The sequence below is a fragment of the Roseibium sp. MMSF_3544 genome, assembly GCF_030732845.1.
Taxonomy (GTDB): domain Bacteria; phylum Pseudomonadota; class Alphaproteobacteria; order Rhizobiales; family Stappiaceae; genus Roseibium.
In genome coordinates, this window is record NZ_JASHKA010000001.1 from 492,859 (window position 1) to 513,711 (window position 20,853).

A 20,853-nucleotide genomic window follows, 5' to 3' on the forward strand; every position below is an offset into this window, starting at 1 on the left:
TGTCTCCGGTCGGAAAGCGGGCCCCGGATCTGCGCGTTGCTTGCCCGGGGTGACAGTGTTGAGAGTTGTGCCGCGTTGGCGTTGAGTAGGGGTTGTCTCCGGTCGGAAAGCGGGGCCCGGATCAAGGCCGGGATGACACTCAGCCTTTGCTTGAGCCGGCATCAAGGAGAGGGGAGCTTTGAAAGTCTTACCCCGGATGTCATGATCAGGAAACAGTCTCGGCGGTTTCTGGAATGCCCGACACGCAAAAACTCGATGACCTGTTCTGGTGGATGCTCGATGGCGCGCGCCCGAGTGCGGATGCGCGGGAGATCGTGAGCGGGATCTGCGAAGGTCTGGTTGCAGCTGGTGTTCCCGTCGAGCGGTTCGCACTCTTTATCTATACGCTCCATCCCAATCTTCGCGGGCGCCGGTTCCGCTGGCTGAAAGGAGAAGGGGTTGACCAGTCCGATGCCGACATGACGGCGTTTGACGGCGCGGAGTACCAGGACAACCCGCTGCCCACGGTTTTACGCACCGGCAAGAGCTTGCGTCGAAAGCTCTGCGATCCGGATTGCCCGGACGACTTTCTCATCCTGCAGCAATTCCGCGAGGAGGGGGTGAGCGACTACCTGGTCCAGCCGCTTTTCTTCACCACTGGGGAAACACATCTGGTGAGCTGGGCAACAAAAGCGGATGGCGGTTTTGAGGACGGCATGATCGCGGCGCTTGAAAAGATCCGGCTGCCGCTCGCCCGGCTGACCGAGACCTACATGCTGCGGCTCAACGCCGCCAATCTGCTGTCCGCCTATGTCGGGCGCGACAGCGGCAACCGCATCCTGTCCGGCCGCGTGCACCGGGGCGATATCGAGGAGATATCAGCCTGTGTCGTCTTTGCCGATCTCATCGCCTTCACCAGGTTCTCCAATGACGCGACGGCGGCGGAGGTGCTGGCACGTCTGAACCTGTTCTATGACTGTCTCGTCCCGCCGATCGTCGAGCGGGGCGGTGAGATCCTGAAATTTATGGGTGACGGGTTGCTCGCCATCTTTCCGATAGCAGGCGAAATCGACGAGCGCACCGCCTGTGTTCAGGCTCTCGAAGCCCTCAGCGCCGCGTCCGGTGGAGGCAGCGAACCGGTCTTTTCAGAAAAGGTTCCACCCTTTCGGGCCGCTGTGCATATCGGACCGCTGCAATACGGCAATATCGGCGCATCCGACCGGCTGGATTTCACCGCGATTGGGCCCACGGTCAACCTGGCAGCGCGGCTGCTTGCGTCTGCGGTTCTTGTTGATGGCCAGACTGTGATTTCCGAGCAGGTGGCCGAGCTTGCCGGGGTGCCGAAGGATGGCGCGCCGTCCTTCGAGCTGAAGGGGTTCGAGGGGAGCCAGGTAATCGTCCCGGTTCGGACGATGCCAAAGTCCTAGGCAGTCCGGCCCGGCAAGCAGGAACCAAGCTTGCCGGGCCGAATGATCGGTTTGCGTTGATGGAGGTCAGCGGCCGCTGACGGCGTCGCTCAGCGCCGGGAAGCGCACGATCCGGTAGGTCCCGAGCGACGCATCCTCGCCGCCGTTGAGGACCGGGGAGCGGTGCAGTTCGTTGATGGTCGCGTAGACGTAGCCATCTGCACCAATCGAGAAGCCGTCCGGCCAGGGCAGATCTTCATCAGACTGGAAGAGCACTTCGTAGCTTCCGTCCGGCTTGGTGACACCGATGGCGTTGTCGGTCATCGCGGTGATATAGACGTTGCCGCCGGTATCGACCGTGGAACCGTCCGAAATGGGCTTGTCACCGTAACGCTCGACCCGCGCACGAAGATCTTCTTCGCTCAGATCTTCGTTGAGAAGATCGACCGTCCGCACCCGGTACATCGCACTTGCTGTCATCGGTGCGAAATAAACCCAGGTGTTGGTCGGGTCGACGGTGATCGGATTCACGCCGATTTTTGCGGGATTTCCGCCGAGCAGAATTTCGCGGCCGTCGATGACCATCGGCGTGTCTTCCGGTGTGGTGAACTCCGATCCTTCCAGAACCCGGCGCGCCCGGCCGGTTTCAAGATCGACGACAATCAACGCGGAATTGGTACCATCACCCGTGTCGGAGATGTAGATCGCCTCATGGTCGCGGTCGACGGCAAGATCGTTGAGGAACGATGTCGGCCGGGAGACCGGAGCGCCGATATAGTGAATTGCATGCAGCTGCTCGGTCTTGGTGTTCCAGCCGACAATGCGGCCGGTCTGGTTCTCGCCCTGGCCGTCCAGCATCCACAAGATGCCGTCACGGTCCGCTCTTAGTCCGAGGACGCCGTTTAGACCATTGCCGTCTTCCTGTGGCGCGCGCGCCCAGCTTTCGCTCGGATAGGGTTTGGTCGATCCGTCCTTCATCACTTCAACGACCCTGAGCTCCGGGCCGTAGAACTCGTGCACGGACATGAACATGCGCCCGTCCGGCCCAATCGCCAGGTTGCCCGGAGGCATCGACTTGTCGAAGCTGAGATAGGTTTCGGGGCTACCGGCAAGCGCGGGTAAAGCAAGGGCGGTACTGATGCCGAGTGCGGCCAAAAAGCGTTTCATGAGCTCCTCCTGATATTGATGCGGAGGGTGTAATTGTTTTAGATTTCGAACAGAACCGTCTCAATTTCGAAAGCAGCGTTAGAAAATTTCGAATGTACAGCATCCCGGACCTGCAAACCTTTGTAACTGTCGCCAAAACCGCGGGCATTACGTCGGCCGCCAGTCAGCTCGGCATTTCGACAGCCACGACAAGCCACCGCATTGCCAAGCTCGAGCAGGCGTTGAACGTGACGCTGTTTCACCGCAACAGCCGAACGTTCCGCCTGACAGACGAGGGGCAGCTTTTTCTGGAGCGGGTGGATGTCATACTGGACGATTTGCAGCAGGCCGAGCTTGAGGTCGGCAGCGGCACGGCCAGCCTGCGCGGGCACCTGCGCGCAACCATGTCTCCCTGGATCCTGTCGCGGTTCATCATGCCGGTTTTGAGCGACTTCCGGCAGGCCAATCCCGACTTGACCATCGAGTTTCTTACCGTCGACCGGTTTGTGCCGTTGGTGGAAGAGGCTCAGGATTGTGCAATCCGGGTCGGACGCCTGGCAGACAGTTCGCTTGTCGCCCAGAAGCTGTGCGACAACGAGCGGATCATTTGCGCTGCACCGGCGTTGCTTGCTTCCGTAGGTTCGCCGACATCGGTCGAGGATCTGCGCGATTGTCCCTGGGTCTGCCTGCCCTGGCAGACGCGTTTCGACGTCAATGACGCGAAGGGCCGCAAGCGCCAGTTTTCGGTCAGCCGAAGCCTGGCGGTTTCGAATTCCGACATGCTGACAACCGGTGCGGTGGAGGGGCTGGGATTGGTCATCAAATCCCGTATGGCGGTGAAGGACGAACTCAATGCAGGAACCCTCGTGGAGGTTCTGCCGGGCTGCCTTCACGCGCCGGAAGCACCAATCTGGTTCGTGTTCGCACCCGAAAGCCGGGCAGGGCGGAAAACGAGTGCTTTCCGGGATTTGGCCAAACGCGCCTTTCGCCCATGACACGCACCTCTCGTGCTTCCCATTTTTCCAAAGAGCGGCTAAACCCCGCTCATGAGCAAGAATGCGAAAATCAGAGATGAAGCGCGCGCGGTGACAGTCAAGCCGCCGGCGGTGATCCTGTGCGAGCCGCAGCTGGGGGAAAACATCGGCACGGCGGCACGTGCCATGGCGAATTTCGGCCTTGTTGATCTTCGGATCGTCAACCCGCGGGACGGCTGGCCGAGCGAGAAAGCGCGCGCCGCCGCCAGCCGGGCCGACCATGTGATCGACAAGGTGCAGGTGTTCGACAGCGTCGAGGCGGCAATCGCGGACCTGCAATTCGTCTATGCCACGACGGCCCGTTCGCGCGAGGTGCCGAAACCCGTGCGCGGACCGGATGAGGCTGCCATCAAGTCGGTGGAACTGGGCGAGAAGGGACATGCGACCGGATACCTGTTCGGCCGGGAGCGCTGGGGGCTCAACAACGAAGAGGTGGCGCTTGCCGACGAGATCGTGACCTTGCCTGTCGATCCTGATTTCGCCTCGCTGAACATTGCCCAGGCCGTTCTTGTCTGTGCCTATGAATGGCGCAAGACCGCAACGTCCGGTGCCTTGCCGTTCATACTGTCGGAAGAAGAACACCCGCCGGCGAAGAAAGACGACGTGCTGCGTTTTTTCGAACATCTGGAAGGGGCTCTGGACGAAGCAACCTTCTTCAGGCCGCCGGAACGGCGTCCACATATGGTGCGTACGCTTCGCAACATCTTCCAAAAGGCGGAACTGACAGAACAGGAAGTGCGTGCGCTGCGCGGCGTTATCGCTTCCCTTGAAAAGCGCAAAACCCGGCCGCGGAAAGACCGAGGCGACGGCAATGACAGCTAGGAGAGCCTAAGTGAGTCTGAGCGGACCGGTTTTGATCTACGATTCAGGTCTTGGCGGGCTGACCGTGCTGCGCGAGGCGCGGTATCTCCTACCTTATGAAACGCTGCATTATGTTGCCGATGACGCTGCGTTTCCCATCGGACGCTGGCCGGAAGCTGATCTAAAGGCGCGCATCCTGTCGCTGTTCGCAGAGCTTATTGAAGCGCACCAGCCCAAGGCAGTCGTGATTGCCTGCAACACGGCCTTCACGCTCGCAGGCGAGGCTCTGCGCAAGGCACACCCCAACGTTCCTTTTGTCGGGACGGTTCCGGCCATCAAGCCCGCGGCCGAACAGACGTCCTCCGGCCTGATTTCCGTTCTCGCAACGCCCGGAACCGTTCGCAGGACCTACACCAGGAGCCTGATCGACAGTTTTGCCAGCCAGTGCCACGTTCGTCTCGTCGGGTCCGACAACCTCGCGGAGCTCTCCGAAAAGCACCTTCGCGGTCACACGGTTTCAGACGCTGAACTGCTGCCTGAAATTTCCGACTGTTTTCTCGATCAGGACGGGCGCAGAACCGACATCGTTGTGCTCGCTTGCACCCATTACCCGTTCCTGGCCAATCGCTTCCGCAAGATTGCTCCGTGGCCGGTCGACTGGCTGGATCCGGCCGAGGCGATTGCCCGTCAATTGGTGCGCGTGCTTGGCGATCAGGCCGCAAATGGGCCCTCAAGTCTTCAGGACCGCGCCTTGTTCACGTCAAATCCGGTAGATCCCGGACTGGAACGTCTGCTTGCCGGGTTTGGGCTCAGTCTCGTGAAGGAGCGTACCTGATCAGGCCGCCAGGTTTTTCACCACAAGGCCGTCATCGGAGCGTTTCGCCGCGAATTTCAGCTCGCTGATTTCATCGTTCAGCGTGTCCGGATGAACAGTAATGCCTTTGGGCAGGCTCAAAATGGAAATCGAGCATTGAAGCAGCGGAAATTGCCGCGTCGTGCCGAACCGGTCCTGGGCCTCGATATAGCCCAGTTCGCGATGTTCCGGATCGTAAAAGCTCTCGACGTCGACCCGGAACGCGCGCTTCAGGGCCAGCATGCGGGCGGCCACGTCGGTCTGGTCGGTGTTCAGGAAACCGGCGAAAAAATCGTCACCGCCGATATGGCCCTGAAAGGTTCCGGATCCTGAAACGTGCCGCTGCAGCAACTCGCTGAACAAAATGATCGCCCGGTCCCCCTGGCGGTAGCCATAGGTATCGTTGAACGGCTTGAAGTTGTCGAAGTCGAGATAACAAAGATGCCGGTCTTGCGCACCTTTGTTGGCAACATCGGAAATGTAGCGCCCGATCGCGCTGTTGCCGGGCAGGCGGCTGAGCGGGTTCTGGTCCTGCGCTTCCTGCAATCGTTTTTCGTGAATGATCTTCAGCAGCGAGGTGGCCGAGAGGAAGCCGGCATAGCGGAAGTTTTCCGTGATGATGATGCCATCCGAATTGATCGACGACGCAAACGTCACAAGCAGCATGTCGGCGTTGGAATCAATATCGGCAATCGGGCACGCGCGGACAAAGGAGCGCAACGGAATGTCCAGCGCGGCCCGTGTGTCGTCGTCGTCCGGGCCGCCGGAATAAAGGTATGCCTTCAGATCGCGCTCGTGGATAAGACCGCGCGGTTCCTGATTGGCATCGAGGACCGGGATGACATGTCCTTCCTGATTGTGAACGACCATGTCCAGAAGTTCGTTCATCGATGCGCCGAAATGGATCGTCGGCAGTTGAAGGAGTTCGTTGCGGATCCGGTCCTGTTCCTCGCGGCGCTTTGGACCGCCGTTCGCTCCGCGAATATGGTCGTAGAAAAGCTTTGCCAAAGCGGGTTTCTGGATCGGCTTGGCAATGAAGTGGCCCTGTGTGAGATCGCAACCGACGTCCCGACAGGCCTTGAACTCCCGTTCCGTCTCCACCCCTTCAGCAATCACGCGGGCCCCCAGGACATGTGCGAGATTGGCAACGGTGGTGACGAACAGTTTCCGGCGCGGATCGCTGTCGATATCGTTCAGGAAGAAACGGTCGATCTTCACATAGTCGGGAGACATGTCGTGAAGCAGGCGTAATTCTGAAGAGCCGCGCCCGAAGTCGTCCAGTGCAACAAGAAAACCGAGTTGGCGCAGGTCGTTGATCGCGTGCTGGGTGACGTCCGTGACCGCGTGCTGATGGCGCTCTGAAAACTCGATGCAGATCTGGTTGTTCTGCAAACCAGCCTCCGCAACAGCCACCGCAAGGTTCATGCGCGGGTCGCCTTCCTGGCCCAGATCGCGGCCATCGAGCTTGAAGAACAGTTTGGTCCCTTGAGCGATCTTGAGTTTGGTGAAGCGGTCGAGGGCCTTTTGAAACAAACTTGCTTCAAGATCCGCCAAATTGCCCTGAGAATGCGCGCGGTCAAGCAGAGCTTCGCGTGAGCTTGCAGCCTCAAGGCTCATGCTGTTCGGCCGGGCTTCATACCCATAGACAACACCGGTGCCGATATCGACGATCGGTTCGAGAGCGAAATCGAGCATGTCAAAAATCGCGTCCACAGACCGCTGGCACGGTCCGGATTCGATTTCCTGATCTGAGTTTCGCTCCGTTGACATGCTTGTTTCTAAGTCCAGGTCCGGCTTTCGGGCTTTGGCATTTGAAGGAAGTGATACGCTCAAAACCACTGATATATTTATCCATGGTTGTGGCTTCAATTGCATAGTGAAAAACTGCAATTAACATTCCCTAAATGTATGCATTGTTTTTCGACGATTGTGAACCGCTGATATCAAATGCGACACGAAGTGATTGATTCTGAAGTCAAATGGCGGAATTCTGCCAAAATTTTACGTAGTATCCCCTAGCCACTCTCGCCGCACACCGGCAAAGGGAGGCTTTCCGGTTGCTGATTCGTGCCGCGCTGCTTGCTCCGGGAGCCGGCAAGGTGTGAAAAATCGATAAAGACAGGTTGTGCCGGGCGGTTGTAAAATACCGTGCCTTCGAAACGCCGTATCAGACGGGACAGGGCCCCTGGCGTTGACATTTGGTGGCACCCGCTGTATGTCCGCGCGGTCCGGCAGGTACAAGCCTTCCGGATATACGCACCCGTGGGTATTCAGCCGGCGCCGTCTAGCTGGATCCCTGTCGATCCGAAGGGAAGTCGCAGGACTTCGTTTCAGATAAAGGAGGGCGCGTTTCCTTTTAGAACAACAACGCGAATTCAAAGGAAACCGCGATGTCAAAGCGCCACAGCGTTAAGTACAAAATCGACCGCCGGATGGGCGAAAACATCTGGGGTCGTCCGAAGAGCCCGGCCAACAAGCGTGAATACGGCCCGGGTCAGCACGGCCAGCGCCGCAAGGGCAAGCTGTCCGACTTCGGTGTTCAGCTCCGCGCCAAGCAGAAGCTGAAAGGCTACTACGGAAACATCTCCGAGAAGCAATTCCGCAAAGTTTACTCCGAAGCGTCCCGCCTGAAAGGCGATACCTCCGAAAACCTGATCGGCCTGCTGGAGCGCCGCCTCGATGCGGTTATCTACCGCGCGAAGTTCGTTCCGACCGTTTTCGCAGCCCGCCAATTCATCAACCACGGCCACATCAAGGTCAACGGCAAGCGCGTCAACATCCCGAGCTACCAGCTCCGTCCGGGTGACGTCATCGAAGTTCGCGAGAGATCCAAGCAGCTTGCACTCGTTCTGGAAGCCGTTCAGTCCGCTGAGCGTGACGTTCCGGATTACGTTGATGCTGACCACGGCAAGATGACGGCGACCTACAGCCGCGTTCCGACCTTTGCCGATGTACCTTATCCGGTGCAGATGGAACCGAACCTGGTGGTTGAGTTCTATTCGCGCTGATCAGCGCCGAATATCGGTTTGCAAAGGCCCGCCATCCGGCGGGCCTTTTCTTTTGTGCGGAGTATGGCCGGCGGGATCAGGTTTGGCGGCGCAGCGTCCAGAAGCATCCCACCGCAAGCAACAGGTAAACACAGATCGGGAACAGAAGCGCAGTTTGCGCGGACTGGACGTAGTCCATCGGGCTTCGGCTTTGCTCAAGGCCTTTGAAAAAGATCTGCCCGACAATGCCGATCCCGATCGCAAACCCGACTTGCTGAAAGGCTTGCAAGACCCCGGACCCGGCGCCTGCATCCGACGGCGCGACGCGGCTTAAAACGCTCTGGAACATGGCGGCAATGGCCGTGCCCATGCCTAAGCCGATCGTCAGCATAGGCAAGAGCAGATCTACCGGCGTGACCGATGTTGACAGGCTTCCCAGAACCGATCGGAGCCAGATCATGCCGGCAAGCAGCATCAAGGCGCCTACAGCGATGCGGGCATCGAGCCAGCGCTCGCCGAACCTGCCGGTCAAGCTTGAAGCAATCATGACGCCAACAGGATGTGGTGCGCTGGCAAGTCCGGCCTGAAGGGCCGAAAACCCGATCCCCGACTGCAAGTAGATTGAAAGCATGAAGTGAGCGGCAGCTATGCCTGCGAAAAACGAAGTCACAATTACAAGGCCGCGCACAAAGAACCTGTCCATCATGAGACTTGAGGGCAAGATTTGCGGTTGTCCGATGCGCGCCCGACGGTGTTGCATTCGAACGAACAGCGCGGCAAGGCCTGCTGATAACCCGAGCAGAGCAAAACACCACCAGGGCCATCCCAGATGGCGTCCTTCGGTTAGGGGATAGGTGATTGTGGCAATGGCAACAGCGAACAGGATGGAGCCTGCCCAGTCCGGCTTGATACTTCCGGATGCTTCAATGCTCGGGACGTAACGCAAGGCACCTGCAAGACACAAAAGGCCGAGCGGCAAATTCATAAGAAAAATCGGTCGCCACGCCAGCCCGGCGATATCAGCTGAAACCAGCAGGCCGCCGATCAGCGGGCCGGCAACCGCGCCGAGAGCTGTGACCGTTCCGAACAGCCCAATGACCTTTCCCTTTTCGTTTCCCGCAAACATCACGTGAACGATGGCAAGCACCTGAGGGACCATCATTGCCGCGCCCAAGCCTTGAAGGGCTCTTGCTCCAATCAGCGTTTCGATGTTGGGCGCCAGTCCGCAGACAATCGAACTTGCCAGAAAAACCGCTACACCAAGGCTGAATATTCTCTTGCGGCCAAACGCATCTCCAAACCGGCCGAAGGGCAACAGGCCGGAAGCGAAGGTGAGTACATAAACGATCAGGATCCATTCAAGCTGGGTTGCGGTTGCGTCCAATTCTCTCTGGATTGCCGGCAGGGCGAGGTTGACGATGGTCACATCCAGAACATTCATGAAGGTGGCCAGAAACAGCGCGGCAACGCCAAACTTTCGGTGCTGCATGCTTGATCGGGTGTTTTCGGCGGCCAGTGACATAAGCGAACCCAGTGTCGTGAAATGGTACTTCACGTAACTCAATAAGTATCGTGAATGGCCGTGTCAATCTTTTGTAACTTTAATTGTCACGAAACTTTGCCTCGGCTATGCTGACGAAAACGGAGTGAAATGTGCCCACAGACAGCCGACTTCCACGCGTTCTGCACGTCTTGCTGCATTTGGATCAGATCGGTGATCCCGTCACCTCTGAACAGATCGGGCAGATGCTGGCAACGAATCCCGCATTGGTGCGTAGAACCATGGCGGGCCTGAGGGAAGCGGGGTTTGTCGCGTCAACCAAAGGACATGGCGGCGGTTGGCAATTGCTCAAGCCGCTCGAGGAGATCACTCTGGCGGACGTTTATGCCGCGCTCGGTTCGCCGCACCTCTTTGCGGTTGGCCAATCGTCCGACAATCCGGCATGTCTGCTCGAGCAGGCCGCGAATGCCGCGACCTTGCAGGCACTCGAAGCCGCGCGGGATGTGTTCCAGAGCGAACTGGCAAGGATGACGGTTGCCGAACTGGTCAAACCTCATGCCGAAACGATCAAGGCGTTTCAGAGCAACCGCGACCGCTGAGGGCGGATCGAGCGGCGGTCAGCAATGGGGTGAGGCCACACGTTTGCAAGGCACGTTTGCGACCTCATCAGCCCATTTGAATGGGATTACTGAAAGGCTTTGCCGTTGGCGGTATCGACGACGGCAACGGAGCGAAGTTCGCGTGCCTTGGCCGGTGTGCCACCGTCCATCGCGTTGCGTGACCAATCCGTCCAGACAGTCAGCGTAGCCGATCGAAGGGCCGCCATCTCGTCGCTGTTAAGGGCCGCATTGGTGCCGGAATTCAGATTGCTCATACCGATCTCTCCAAGTGACTTTGCCATCCAGGTCCACAGCATATGACGGAGCTTGCTCCGAGAATGTGATTTAAAACACGATCCTGATTGTATAGACCCGGGGCGCTTAAGAAATCAGGACTTCAATTGCTAAAGTTCTAGCGATTATCGAAGCACGGTTTTCACGTACCCCCGTTGATCGATCTTCACTGCGGCCGCACCCTTGTCCTCTCGATGTGTCACGTTGATGCTGCCTTGAAGGCGATGCTGGAACTCCAAAACCGTATAGGGCCGCTGCCAGAGCCATTCCCTGTTCTCAACCGCGTTGGGGTCGGGTTGCGGGGGTGTTTCAGTGGCAAATGCAAGGAAATAGAGGTAAAATTCGAGGTCGGGTAGGTCCTGCCTGGACAGGTAGCTCATGCCCAGTTCGTCCCGGCACCGCACCAATTCGGCGTCGATGTCGTCGGTCCTGAGCGTGATCAGACCAATCCGGGCACCGCCGCCGAGCGGCAATGTTCCATTGCCTTTCCTCGTCAGCGGCTTTCCCTGGAATGTATGTTGGATCAGCTCGATGATGTGGCCTTCCGGATCGGCCAGATGGCTCATATAGGCAATGTCCCGAAACTGTCCGGGGGGCGTCACGCTGATCCCGCGCGCTGCGAGTTGTTCATAAGCCAGGTCCAGGTCCGGAACCGTTATGGCGATCTTCCAATAACGGTCGTTGCGGCCGTGCCGATAGGGCGTTGCCACCGGCGAAGCAACCAGTTCCAGCTTCGCGCCTTCCCCGCCATAGCCGACGGTTACCGTTCCGGCTTCGTCAGACCTGCGCATTCCCATGATGTCGCAGTAAAAGGCCGCCAGCTTTTCAGGATCGGTGACGTTGAGGGTGAGGGCAGTGATGCGGGGAAGGGGCATGGCGGTCAGTCATTGAAGGTTGATAATCGCCACATTGATCGAATGCTTCCTGACGCGCAATCCTCCGGCTTTGGACAAGTCAGCAGGTTTTCATTGTTTTGCGGTTTGGGAGTAGACCACCCGGCCGGTTCATCCGGCCGGGCAAGATCCCGTCAGCAAGTATCTGTTTTCAGAAGCGCGCGTGCATCGGAGGAAATGATCGCCGTGGATGTTTTTCCATTCTGATCGTGCCGCACGATGGCTCCTTCGATTTCGGACCCGGACACCGTTATTTCGCGATTTCCGGAGGTGTCGTCGACGTCAATGGTGAAGGCAATGCTATCGCCTGGCTGGAGTTCGAGAATGGAAAACGTGATCTGTTTGTCGCCGTCGCGCGCGCTCGTGAAAGAGCTTAGGGAGGCAGATCCCGAGACGATCTCCAGCGGCTGAAAGACCTCCACGCCTGCGCCGTTTCCAGTCGTATCGAAGATGAGGCCGGATTTCGAACCCGAAATGTCGAGTGTCAGTTCTGAGTTTCCGATCGGGCAGCTACCGACATTTTGGAACGTAAACCGATCCTTTGGTGCCCCCTCGTCGAAGCGTACGGCGATATCCGCATGAGCAACCGTGGTCATTGCCGCCAATGCGGCGAGACCCGCAACGAGTGGGGTCAGCCCTTTAGGGTGGGATCTCTTTTTCATGTGCAGTCCTCTTCGACCTGTATGTTTGCCTCACAAATCCCGAAGCGATGCTGTGCCGGCATCCGGCTGCCCTCAAATCTTTCTGAATCATTTGAGCGCGGCGTGACAGGCACGTCGTTCGAGTGTCTCGGGATTTCATACGGCGCTGGAGCGCAACTGGTTCGAGAATTCGTGAAATGGGGCGGCGCGCATTCAAAAAGCTATGCTTTTCAATCACTAAAGAAAGCAAACAACTGACGAAGCACGAATGACTGCACGAGCTGCATCTCAAATGTCTGGAGGCGAGCCTCCAGACGAGGACAATTTCTAGCCGCACCAATAAGTCCTGACCCAGGATTGCTGACAAGATCGCTAGATATCGTTGCGCGGTATCCGCAGGAGCTGTCCCGGGAAAATGAGGTTCGGGTCGTTCAGAATATGCCGGTTGGCCTCGAAGATCGGCTGAAAATCAGCGTTCCCGTATTGTTGCTGAGCGATCTGGCTCAACGTGTCGCCAGGTTGAACGGTATAGGGTTGCCAGCCGCCATAGCCGGGCAGGATCCTCGGGCCGAAGAGGACGGGGATGACGACCGATGGACCATTTTCGTTGCCAGTGTCATCAGCGAGTGTCACGAACAGCCGGTTCAGCTGAAAAGTGTTCGTGTCCGGGATATCGATCGACGCCTGAAACTGCCTGAGACCGAGTGAACCGACATTTGTGAAGGAGGCGTATTCGTCGTGCCCCTCCGAGACACGAATGGTGAGTGTGCCTTCGAATGCCGTGGCGTTTCCCGCGATCATGATCGTTGAACCGACCAGATCGAAAGGCTGCGGTTGCTGAATATCCAGAGTAACCGTCATTTTCCAACCCTCCCAATACCTACCGGTTTTGCTCTCTTCCAAAAACCGGGCCTTTAAAGATTACAACGCATCGAGCGAAGAAAAATAGATGCAATCTTAACTGCAATTGCAAATAGAATATTTTTTAAAACATCATAAAATGATATAGTTAAAACTATTTCTTCGTAGGAAGAATGAATTACAATATGAAAAAACTGACTGTTGGGAAACAAGTTTTACAAAAACGGAATTGCCTCTACGGCATCTACTAGTTGTTATTATGGTTGAATTTCGATTTGTGGCAATTTCTTGTCATAGTTGCCGAATTTCCGCCATACTCCTGGCGCCGACTCAGACCTTGTCGTTCGATTTTTTTGAAAGTTGTTTTGTTGACGGAAGTCGTTGTTCTCATGTCCGCCCCGCTTTTTTCCGACTTGCAAAAAGGCGAGACGACCGCGGGCGGCGCTGCTCATTTGGCAGTGCAGAGTTCTGAATTTAACGCGCGTTCCAATCTTGATCTGGCAACGCCGAACCCCGATGCGGACGACAGTTATTTCGTGACGTTTTTTCTGGACGAACGGGCCGGTGAATTTGTTGAAAGCATAAAAAATCTGGACGGAGTTTTATCCGTTTACGTGAAGCCCGAAATGGGGCTTCCATAGGTTTTGCCGGTCGGTTCGTCTCCCGATAAGGAGAAAGCCGATGGCCCGGAAGACAAAGAAAGTTACTGCACATCAAGCGTGTCAGCCTGAGCTCATAGCGGTGGCCAAGATGGACGCTGGACTGAGGGCGGCTGGTGCTTCCCTGCGCTCGCTGGCCGGCGCCAAAACCACAAAGGCGGAGAAGGCGCTCAAGAAGCACAATTGCGTGCTTGCACCGCTGTTCGGTCCTTCCGAGGAACGTGTTGAAGCCGCGGTTGCCGCTCAGGCTCCGTTTGCGATGGCGCCCCTTGAGAACCTGTCAGGCTTCTACAAATTGTCGGCCCCCGATGGCGATGTTGAGGATTTGCAAAAGGAGCTTCTCGACAACGATCTGTTCGAGGCGGTTTATGTAAAACCTCCTGTCGAACTTCCCGAAGAGGCCGTGGATGTCTCCGACAAGGTCAACGAAATGGTGGCCGCACCGGACGTTCCGCCGCCGGCGACACCGGATTTTATTGCCCGGCAGATCTACCTCGATCCGGCGCCTGCCGGCGTTGATGCACGTTGGGCGTGGAACCAGTCCGGGGGCAGGGGAACCGGTGTGCATATCACCGATATCGAGGGTGCCTGGCGGTTCAGCCATGAAGACCTCATCGAGCGTCAGGGCGGCGTCGTTGGCGGTGTTGAATTCAACGATGTTGGCTGGCGGAACCATGGAACCGCAGTTCTGGGCGAATATGGCGGCGACGAGAACCCGTTCGGCGTGACCGGAATTTCACCCGAAGCGATCTGCACGGCGGTATCGCATCGAACCCTCGGGTCGGCCGGCGCCATCAATCATGCCGCTGCACGTTTGAACGCCGGTGATATCCTGCTTCTTGAAATGCACCGGCCCGGACCGCGGCATAATTTTCAACTGAGAGGCGATCAGCGCGGTTACATAGCGGTTGAATGGTGGCCGGATGATTTTGCCGCCATTTTGAACGCCTCAAGGCGGGGGATCATCGTGGTGGAAGCTGCCGGCAACGGTGCGGAAGATCTTGATGATGCCCTTTACGACACGCCCGGACTTGGTTTTCCAGCCGGTTGGACCAACCCATTCCAGCGCAGCAATCGCGATTCCGGCGCGATCGTCGTGGGCGCGGGCGCACCGCCTCCGGGAACACATGGGCGCAATCACGGTCCGGACAGGTCTCGGCTCGGCTTTTCCAACTACGGTGCCCTTGTTGATGCGCAGGGCTGGGGACGGGAAGTCACGACCTGCGGCTATGGCGATCTGCAGGGAGGGGGTGACGAGGACCTCTGGTACACGGATCAGTTTTCCGGAACGTCCAGTGCCTCGCCCATCGTCACAGGGGCGCTGGCGTGCGTGCAAGGCATGGCGAGAGCCCGCAACCGACCCGTCTTCACACCAGACGAATTGCGCAACGCGCTCAGAACCACCGGCTCGCCGCAACAGGATGCGCCAGGTCGCCCGGCGACGCAGCGCATCGGCAACCGCCCGGACATTCCGGCGCTGGCAGGCTCCCTGTTCGGCGTTGGCGGCAATCGGCGCTCCGCCGCGTTCCGGCGCGAGGTGGAAAGATGGCGGCCGCTTGAAATGCGGGCCTTTATCGATATCAGTCCTGAACTGGTCGCCTCGCACTCAACCTTCGTTCTGCAACAGGCGCTTGTCTCCGCCCAGCCGGTCACTGCCAATGCGGACGGGATCTTGTCGAAAATGGCGATCATGTTCCGCGTTTCCTCCCTTGCGGGACAGGCAATTGAAATCGCCGGCCCTGTCGGCGGCGCGCGCTATCGCTGGTGGGGCAGCATTGCCGCGGACGGACTTGGCAGGCTTTTCGTCGACGAAGGCTATTCCTCGACGGGCAGCGACAAGTACGACCTGATTGCCGAAATCAGGGGTGTCGATACCCGTTTTGCATTCGACCAGACTGCACAGCAGTATCGGCCGGTTTAGCAATGGCCTTTCGGCGTGGTTCGGATCAATGAGATCGGGGCCACGCTGATCCTCAACCACCGTTTCGGCGGGCCGGGTGTCGCCTTTGCGGCTCGCCCGACCGTTTTCCTCCTATGAATTGCTCATTGGGTAAACCCGTCCCGCCAACCGGCAGGTCTTTTCAATTTACCCGCATTCCGGTACACGCTTCATCAGAAAATCCTAGAACCTTCGGGCATTCTGAATGAACGATATTGCTGCCAGCACGGATACGGACGTCCCGGCGCTCCTGCGCAATGCGCCTTCCAGCGTCGAGTTCAAGAAGTTGCGCAAGCGGCTCTTGCGGCAGGCGCGTGAGGCGATCAGCGATTTCGGCATGCTGCCAGAGGGCGTCTCAGGCGAAAAGAAGCCGAAATGGCTGGTGTGCCTGTCGGGCGGCAAGGACAGCTACACGCTGCTGGCTGTCCTGATCGAGCTGAAATGGCGCGGGCTTTTGCCGGTCGATCTGATCGCCTGTAATCTGGATCAGGCGCAGCCGGGCTTTCCGACGGACGTCCTGCCGAAGTTTTTTGAGGAAAATGCTGTCGAGCACATCATCGTGCGTGAAAACACATACTCCATCGTGACCGACAAGATCCCCGAGCATCGTACCTATTGCTCACTGTGTTCACGATTGCGCCGGGGCATTCTTTACCGGATCGCGCGCGAACAGGGCTGTGAAGCGATTGTTCTCGGTCATCACCGGGAGGACATTCTGGAGACGTTCTTCATGAACCTCTTTCATGGTGGACGTCTTGCGTCGATGCCGCCGAAACTGATCAATGACGAGGGTGACCTTCTGGTCTTGCGTCCTCTGGCCTACGCCGCGGAAAGCGACATTGCGCGCTTCTCGAACGGCATGCAGTTTCCGATCATTCCCTGCAACCTGTGCGGCTCGCAGGACGGATTGCAGCGCGAAGAAGTCAAGCGCATGCTACAGGGTTGGGAAAAGCAATCGCCTGGCCGCCTTGGCGTCATGGCGCGCGCGCTTGGCCACACGCGGCCTTCGCATCTGCTGGACCGCTCACTCTATGATTTTGCCAATTTGCGCCCGGCAGAAGGCGCGACAGACGTTGACGGCGGCGAAGCGGAAGAACCCTGCGGCGCCAGCCTTGCCATGACCGCGAAGCTGTTTGCAGCGGAGTGAACGGGTTTAGTGCTCACCAATTGGTCGCTCCGGAGACATCGAAACGAAGACCCGGGGCCCGCTCGTTTGCAAAGAGATTTTGAATTTGGCTAAGCCTTGTCATCACAAGGCATAGCGCAACTGAAGCAATGAAGTGAACTCCTGAAAAAGACTTGTCATTCCGGCTGGAGCGCAGCGGAAGGCCGGAATCCAGTAACCACCTGTTCCACAATATTTTTTTGATCACTGGCCAAGCGGAATACTGGATCCCGGTCTTACCGCTTGTGCGGTAAACCGGGATGACAAATCCGTATCCAGATTCTGGTCTGGCGAATACCACCCCGCACTTTAATGACTTGTTTTTACTAGCCCTATCTCTTCTGAACGACGGCAGGTCGAGCCATGGCATGACCGGATAGGAGTTTTTTGACAAGGGACGCGATTTCGCTGGATGCAGGCGTCAGCAAATCAGCGATCTGACATGCAGCACCGCTTCATCGTGTAAACAGCGCCCGCAACCATGCCTCGACCGTCCGGGCTGCCGGTTTTTGAGCCGTGCCGTTGTCCCGATGCAGCAGGAAATGCGACTGAACCGAGGGAATTCTGGTTTTGAAGGGCACTGCCAGACGTCCTGTTGAGGTGAGCCTGTGCGCAATTCGCTCCAGCACCAGTGCAATCCCGCCTTGTGCTGCTGCCCACTCGACCGCCGCCAGGGACGTATCAACAGTGACACTTGCCGGTTCCGGCGATGACGTGATCCCGAGTGCGTCGAAGTAGCGGGTCCAGTGATCGTCAAAACCGAGCGTGTGTATGCGAGTCCTGTCAATCAGATCGTCTGGTTTCTTCAAGTCTTTTGCCAGGTCGGGGTGACAGACCGGCACGACGAATTCAGCTCCAAGTCCTTCTGCTTGAACGTCGGGCCAGTTTCCCGTTCCAAGACGGATCTCAATGTCGATCCCGGTCTCCAGAACCGTATCCGCCCAGATGGCGGAAAGCAGCCGGATGTCGATGTCAGGGTGTTCTTTCCTGAAGCCCGCAAGCGCGGGCGCGACGATCAGAACACCTTCTGAGATCGGCGCGCGGACGGTAACCGATCCCGATGGCCGTCCGCCGAAGAGGCCTTCGGTCGAAATCGCGAGATCCTGCAATGCCTTTCGCACGGAGGGCAGATAGGCCCGGCCGCTCGCGGTCAGATCGACCTTGCGCGTCGTTCGCTTGAAGAGTTGGTGGCCGAGCTGGCTTTCCAGCGCGCTGATATGCGTGCTGACAGCAGCTTGCGTCAGCCCGAGCTCATGTCCGGCAGCGGTAAAACTGCCGAGCCGGCTGGTTGACTCGAAACTTCGGAGCCAAAGGAGATTTGGGAGCGACTTCATTTTGCTAATTGATAAAAAAATTCAGTAAATGTCCAATGATTATATCGTTTCTCTTCTGCGTTGTGGGTGTTCAAAGTGAATCGGAAATTTTGCGACTTCTGGGGAGGAGCACTCAATGCATATCGGCTTCATCGGGCTTGGCAATGTCGGCGGGAAACTCGCCGGCAGCATCCAGCGCAATGGATACGAGTTGACAGTTCTGGATCTCGATCCGGATCTTATGGACAAATTTGTTTCCGCCGGGGCTTATCGTGGACACAGCCCGAGACGGCTGACGGAGAGCTGCGATGTTGTCATCACATGCCTGCCAAGCCCGGCAGCCTGTTCTGCCGTGGTGGAAGGGCCTGACGGCGTTCTGGAGGGGATTGGCCCCGGCAAGATCTGGGCGGAAATGTCGACGACCGATGCCAACGAGACGTGCCGGATGGCCGAGCTTGTCATCGCAAAGGGCGGCGAAGCGATCGAGTGCCCGGTCTCGGGCGGGTGCCACCGAGCCGCGACCGGGAACATTTCCATTTTCGCCGGCTGCACGCGCGAGACGTTCGAAAAGGCATTGCCGTTCCTGACCGTTTTGGGGCGGCGGGTCTTGCGCACGGGCGATATAGGGTCTGCCTCGATCCTGAAAGTGGTGACCAATTATCTGGCGACCGCCAATCTGGTGTCGCTTGCAGAAGCCCTGGTCACTTGCAAGGCCGCCGGCATGGATCTCAACACCTCCTATGAAGCGATCCGGATTTCTTCGGGCAATTCCTTCGTCCACGAGACGGAGAGCCAGGTGATATTGAACGGATCGCGCGACATTTCCTTCACGATGGACCTTGTCGCCAAGGACATCGGCCTGTTCCAGTCCATTGCGGACGCGCACGACGTTCCCTTGGAGCTGTCACCGTTGCTCAACCGGCTGTTTGACGACGCGATCGGGAGATATGGACCAAGGGAGCTTTCCCCGAACATTATCCGAAGACTGGAAGAGGCGACCGGACTGGATATCCGGGCACCGGGTTTCCCGCCGGAAATGCTTGACGATGAGCCCGAAGAACCCGGATATGAAGTGATACCGAAGCGCACTGGTCACGCTGACCGGGACATTGAGGAAGTGACGGGCTGATGATTGAAAAGCGGCAGTTCTACATCGGTGGAAACTGGGTCGATCCGCTGGGGGCGAACGATCTGGAGGTTATCAACCCGGCGACGGAACAGCCTGTGGCGGTCATTTCTCTTGGCGGCGGGGCCGATGTCGACCGGGCAGTCGTCGCTGCGCAGGATGCCTTTGACGCCTGGTCACAAACATCCGTCGACGAACGTGCAGCGCTCCTGGAGCGCATAATCCGGATCTATGAGCGCCGATCCGGCGATATGGACGAAGCGATCCGCCTGGAAATGGGAGCGCCGGTCGATTTCACACGGGAGCAGCAGACGCCGTCCGGAACCGGACATCTTGAGGCGACGCTCGAAGCTCTCAGAAACCACGCATTCGAGCGCCCAAGCCCACGTGGCGGCAGCCTGCTGCGCCATGAACCGGTCGGCGTGTGCGGCCTGATCACACCCTGGAACTGGCCGATCAACCAGATTGCCGCCAAGGTTGCACCTGCCTTGGCTGCCGGATGCACCATGATCTTGAAACCGAGTGAAATCGCGCCGCTTTCCGGACTGCTTTTTGCCGAAATCCTGGATGAAGCCGGGTGCCCGGCAGGCGTTTTCAACCTGGTCAATGGCGATGGTCCCGGCGTGGGAGCGGCCATGTCGGCTCATCAGGGCATCGATATGATGTCCTTTACCGGTTCGACCCGGGCGGGAGTGTCGGTAACGCAGAATGCGGCGCCAACCATCAAGAGAGTTGCCCTGGAACTTGGCGGCAAGTCGGCGAACCTTTTGTTTGCCGACGCAGACCTTGAAACAGCGGTCCGCTTTTCGCTGGAAAGCTGCTTTTCCAATTCCGGCCAGTCCTGCGATGCACCGACAAGACTGTTTGTCCAAAGACCCGTTTATGAGGATGCCGTGAAAGTGGCGGAAACCGTCGCTGCCGGCATAAGGGTTGGAGATCCCGAACAGCATGGTGATCATATTGGCCCGGTCATCAGCGAATTGCAGTATGAGCGCATACAGGGCCATATCGAGCGCGGTATCGCGGACGGTGCCCGGCTTGTCGCCGGCGGGCCTGGCAAGCCTGAAGGTTTCGAGCTTGGGTTTTTCGTCAAGCCAACCGTCTTTGCCGACGTGACCAACCAGATGTCGATTGCCCGCAACGAGATTTTCGGCCCGGTACTGGTCATGATCCCGTTCGATACGGAAGAAGAAGCTGTTGCGATGGCCAACGATACGCCTTACGGACTGGCCGCTTACGTCCAGACCGGAGATCCGGAGCGGGCAAGTCGCGTTTCCAGAAAGCTGCGCGCAGGCAGTGTTTACATCAACGGTGCAAGTCCGGACTGGGACGTGCCGTTCGGTGGTTACAAACAGTCCGGGAACGGCCGGGAATACGGGGAATTCGGTCTTGAGGATTTCCTGGAACTCAAGGCCATTACGCAATAGCCGCCTCGGTTTCCGGCAAAGATAAACAAAGACGTAATACTGTAACGTCTTTCTGATTCCTGGCTGATTTCTACTTTTGTCTAATTTGCATCAGCAAAACTGCGCATGTGCATTTTGTTGTATTTTCTTGGATTAGTACCCTAAGTGGTTTTTCTTGGCATGATACGCAAATCTTTGCATGTCACGCCAAATTGGCGCCGTTGGTTAATAACTCGGCAAGACAATCTCC

19 protein-coding genes are annotated in these 20,853 nt (G+C 57.8%); 11 read left to right on the forward strand and 8 right to left on the reverse strand.

The features are described 5' to 3' along the window. Positions 1-233: 233 nt before the first annotated feature. The gene (locus tag RBB47_RS02185) at positions 234-1,406 is read left to right on the forward strand and encodes an adenylate/guanylate cyclase domain-containing protein (RefSeq protein ID WP_305984081.1); all 1,173 of its coding nucleotides are present in this window, start codon (positions 234-236) and stop codon (positions 1,404-1,406) included. Positions 1,407-1,472: 66 nt separating this feature from the next. On the opposite strand, the gene RBB47_RS02190 is transcribed toward RBB47_RS02185, so the two are convergent. Further along, entirely contained in the window at positions 1,473-2,552 is a 1,080-nt protein-coding gene (locus tag RBB47_RS02190; protein WP_305984082.1) for an L-dopachrome tautomerase-related protein, read from the reverse strand. A gap of 92 nt (positions 2,553-2,644) precedes the next feature. On the opposite strand from RBB47_RS02190, the gene RBB47_RS02195 reads away from it, so the two are divergent. The 3 genes from RBB47_RS02195 to murI are packed head-to-tail and all read left to right on the forward strand — an operon-like array spanning position 2,645 to position 5,201. Beyond that, the gene (locus RBB47_RS02195) at positions 2,645-3,526 is read left to right on the forward strand and encodes a LysR family transcriptional regulator (protein ID WP_305984083.1); all 882 of its coding nucleotides are present in this window, start codon (positions 2,645-2,647) and stop codon (positions 3,524-3,526) included. A gap of 51 nt (positions 3,527-3,577) precedes the next feature. After that, complete coding sequence (locus RBB47_RS02200) at positions 3,578-4,387, forward strand: RNA methyltransferase (RefSeq protein WP_305984084.1); 810 nt, start codon at positions 3,578-3,580, stop codon at positions 4,385-4,387. 16 nt (positions 4,388-4,403) lie between these two features. Further along, entirely contained in the window at positions 4,404-5,201 is a 798-nt protein-coding gene (gene murI / locus RBB47_RS02205; RefSeq protein ID WP_371932729.1) for a glutamate racemase, read from the forward strand. Here murI and RBB47_RS02210 read toward each other — a convergent pair whose 3' ends face one another. Next, on the reverse strand, positions 5,202-6,914 hold the full coding sequence (locus RBB47_RS02210) for an EAL domain-containing protein (RefSeq protein WP_305984086.1): 1,713 nt from the start codon (positions 6,912-6,914) through the stop codon (positions 5,202-5,204). A gap of 695 nt (positions 6,915-7,609) precedes the next feature. On the opposite strand from RBB47_RS02210, the gene rpsD reads away from it, so the two are divergent. Further along, complete coding sequence (gene rpsD / locus RBB47_RS02215; protein ID WP_305984087.1) at positions 7,610-8,227, forward strand: 30S ribosomal protein S4; 618 nt, start codon at positions 7,610-7,612, stop codon at positions 8,225-8,227. A 76-nt stretch (positions 8,228-8,303) separates the two neighbouring features. Here the strand turns inward: rpsD and RBB47_RS02220 are convergent, their stop codons facing one another. Then, a complete protein-coding gene (locus RBB47_RS02220) occupies positions 8,304-9,728 on the reverse strand; it encodes an MFS transporter (RefSeq protein WP_305984088.1) in 1,425 nt (474 codons plus the stop codon). 131 nt (positions 9,729-9,859) lie between these two features. Here RBB47_RS02220 and RBB47_RS02225 point away from each other — a divergent pair, with 131 nt between their 5' ends. Then, complete coding sequence (locus RBB47_RS02225) at positions 9,860-10,306, forward strand: Rrf2 family transcriptional regulator (protein WP_305984089.1); 447 nt, start codon at positions 9,860-9,862, stop codon at positions 10,304-10,306. A gap of 86 nt (positions 10,307-10,392) precedes the next feature. Here the strand turns inward: RBB47_RS02225 and RBB47_RS02230 are convergent, their stop codons facing one another. From RBB47_RS02230 to RBB47_RS02245, 4 genes are all read right to left on the reverse strand, one after another. Continuing rightward, positions 10,393-10,581 carry a hypothetical protein gene (locus RBB47_RS02230; RefSeq protein ID WP_305984090.1) on the reverse strand — a complete coding sequence of 63 codons (189 nt, stop codon included), beginning with the start codon at positions 10,579-10,581 and terminating at the stop codon, positions 10,393-10,395. A gap of 144 nt (positions 10,582-10,725) precedes the next feature. After that, entirely contained in the window at positions 10,726-11,475 is a 750-nt protein-coding gene (locus tag RBB47_RS02235) for a VOC family protein (RefSeq protein WP_305984092.1), read from the reverse strand. Positions 11,476-11,627: 152 nt separating this feature from the next. Then, positions 11,628-12,155, reverse strand: a complete 528-nt coding sequence (locus tag RBB47_RS02240) for an aggregation factor core (protein WP_305984093.1) — start codon at positions 12,153-12,155, stop codon at positions 11,628-11,630. 351 nt (positions 12,156-12,506) lie between these two features. Beyond that, positions 12,507-12,995 carry a LysM peptidoglycan-binding domain-containing protein gene (locus RBB47_RS02245; protein WP_305984094.1) on the reverse strand — a complete coding sequence of 163 codons (489 nt, stop codon included), beginning with the start codon at positions 12,993-12,995 and terminating at the stop codon, positions 12,507-12,509. A gap of 263 nt (positions 12,996-13,258) precedes the next feature. Between RBB47_RS02245 and RBB47_RS02250 the strand changes: the two genes are divergently transcribed. The 3 genes from RBB47_RS02250 (at position 13,259) to ttcA (ending at position 16,740) form a co-directional block, all read left to right on the forward strand. Further along, complete coding sequence (locus tag RBB47_RS02250) at positions 13,259-13,636, forward strand: hypothetical protein (RefSeq protein ID WP_305984095.1); 378 nt, start codon at positions 13,259-13,261, stop codon at positions 13,634-13,636. A gap of 40 nt (positions 13,637-13,676) precedes the next feature. Then, the gene (locus RBB47_RS02255) at positions 13,677-15,575 is read left to right on the forward strand and encodes a S8 family peptidase (protein WP_305984096.1); all 1,899 of its coding nucleotides are present in this window, start codon (positions 13,677-13,679) and stop codon (positions 15,573-15,575) included. 223 nt (positions 15,576-15,798) lie between these two features. Further along, a complete protein-coding gene (gene ttcA / locus RBB47_RS02260; RefSeq protein WP_305984097.1) occupies positions 15,799-16,740 on the forward strand; it encodes a tRNA 2-thiocytidine(32) synthetase TtcA in 942 nt (313 codons plus the stop codon). Between the two features lie 473 nt (positions 16,741-17,213). On the opposite strand, the gene RBB47_RS02265 is transcribed toward ttcA, so the two are convergent. Continuing rightward, complete coding sequence (locus RBB47_RS02265) at positions 17,214-18,092, reverse strand: LysR substrate-binding domain-containing protein (protein ID WP_305984098.1); 879 nt, start codon at positions 18,090-18,092, stop codon at positions 17,214-17,216. 115 nt (positions 18,093-18,207) lie between these two features. Between RBB47_RS02265 and RBB47_RS02270 the strand changes: the two genes are divergently transcribed. Both RBB47_RS02270 and RBB47_RS02275 read left to right on the forward strand, forming a co-directional pair. Continuing rightward, positions 18,208-19,200: an NAD(P)-dependent oxidoreductase gene (locus RBB47_RS02270; protein ID WP_305984099.1), complete on the forward strand. Its 993-nt coding sequence runs from the start codon at positions 18,208-18,210 to the stop codon at positions 19,198-19,200. Next, positions 19,200-20,624 carry an aldehyde dehydrogenase family protein gene (locus RBB47_RS02275; protein WP_305984100.1) on the forward strand — a complete coding sequence of 475 codons (1,425 nt, stop codon included), beginning with the start codon at positions 19,200-19,202 and terminating at the stop codon, positions 20,622-20,624. The genes RBB47_RS02270 and RBB47_RS02275 overlap by 1 nt, the downstream gene beginning before the upstream one ends. Positions 20,625-20,853 lie beyond the last annotated feature (229 nt).

What these genes read in the sequence shown, in the direction of transcription:
- RBB47_RS02275 (WP_305984100.1), top strand. Translation starts at nt 19,200, where the DNA reads ATGATTGAAAAGCGGCAGTTCTACATCGGTGGAAACTGGGTCGATCCG.
- RBB47_RS02255 (WP_305984096.1), top strand. Translation starts at nt 13,677, where the DNA reads ATGGCCCGGAAGACAAAGAAAGTTACTGCACATCAAGCGTGTCAGCCT.
- RBB47_RS02195 (WP_305984083.1), top strand. Translation starts at nt 2,645, where the DNA reads ATGTACAGCATCCCGGACCTGCAAACCTTTGTAACTGTCGCCAAAACC.
- RBB47_RS02210 (WP_305984086.1), bottom strand. Translation starts at nt 6,914, where the DNA reads ATGCTCGATTTCGCTCTCGAACCGATCGTCGATATCGGCACCGGTGTT.
- RBB47_RS02230 (WP_305984090.1), bottom strand. Translation starts at nt 10,581, where the DNA reads ATGAGCAATCTGAATTCCGGCACCAATGCGGCCCTTAACAGCGACGAG.
- RBB47_RS02190 (WP_305984082.1), bottom strand. Translation starts at nt 2,552, where the DNA reads ATGAAACGCTTTTTGGCCGCACTCGGCATCAGTACCGCCCTTGCTTTA.
- RBB47_RS02200 (WP_305984084.1), top strand. Translation starts at nt 3,578, where the DNA reads ATGAGCAAGAATGCGAAAATCAGAGATGAAGCGCGCGCGGTGACAGTC.
- RBB47_RS02220 (WP_305984088.1), bottom strand. Translation starts at nt 9,728, where the DNA reads ATGTCACTGGCCGCCGAAAACACCCGATCAAGCATGCAGCACCGAAAG.
- RBB47_RS02235 (WP_305984092.1), bottom strand. Translation starts at nt 11,475, where the DNA reads ATGCCCCTTCCCCGCATCACTGCCCTCACCCTCAACGTCACCGATCCT.
- ttcA (WP_305984097.1), top strand. Translation starts at nt 15,799, where the DNA reads ATGAACGATATTGCTGCCAGCACGGATACGGACGTCCCGGCGCTCCTG.
- rpsD (WP_305984087.1), top strand. Translation starts at nt 7,610, where the DNA reads ATGTCAAAGCGCCACAGCGTTAAGTACAAAATCGACCGCCGGATGGGC.
- RBB47_RS02185 (WP_305984081.1), top strand. Translation starts at nt 234, where the DNA reads ATGCCCGACACGCAAAAACTCGATGACCTGTTCTGGTGGATGCTCGAT.
- RBB47_RS02240 (WP_305984093.1), bottom strand. Translation starts at nt 12,155, where the DNA reads ATGAAAAAGAGATCCCACCCTAAAGGGCTGACCCCACTCGTTGCGGGT.
- RBB47_RS02245 (WP_305984094.1), bottom strand. Translation starts at nt 12,995, where the DNA reads ATGACGGTTACTCTGGATATTCAGCAACCGCAGCCTTTCGATCTGGTC.
- RBB47_RS02270 (WP_305984099.1), top strand. Translation starts at nt 18,208, where the DNA reads ATGCATATCGGCTTCATCGGGCTTGGCAATGTCGGCGGGAAACTCGCC.
- RBB47_RS02265 (WP_305984098.1), bottom strand. Translation starts at nt 18,092, where the DNA reads ATGAAGTCGCTCCCAAATCTCCTTTGGCTCCGAAGTTTCGAGTCAACC.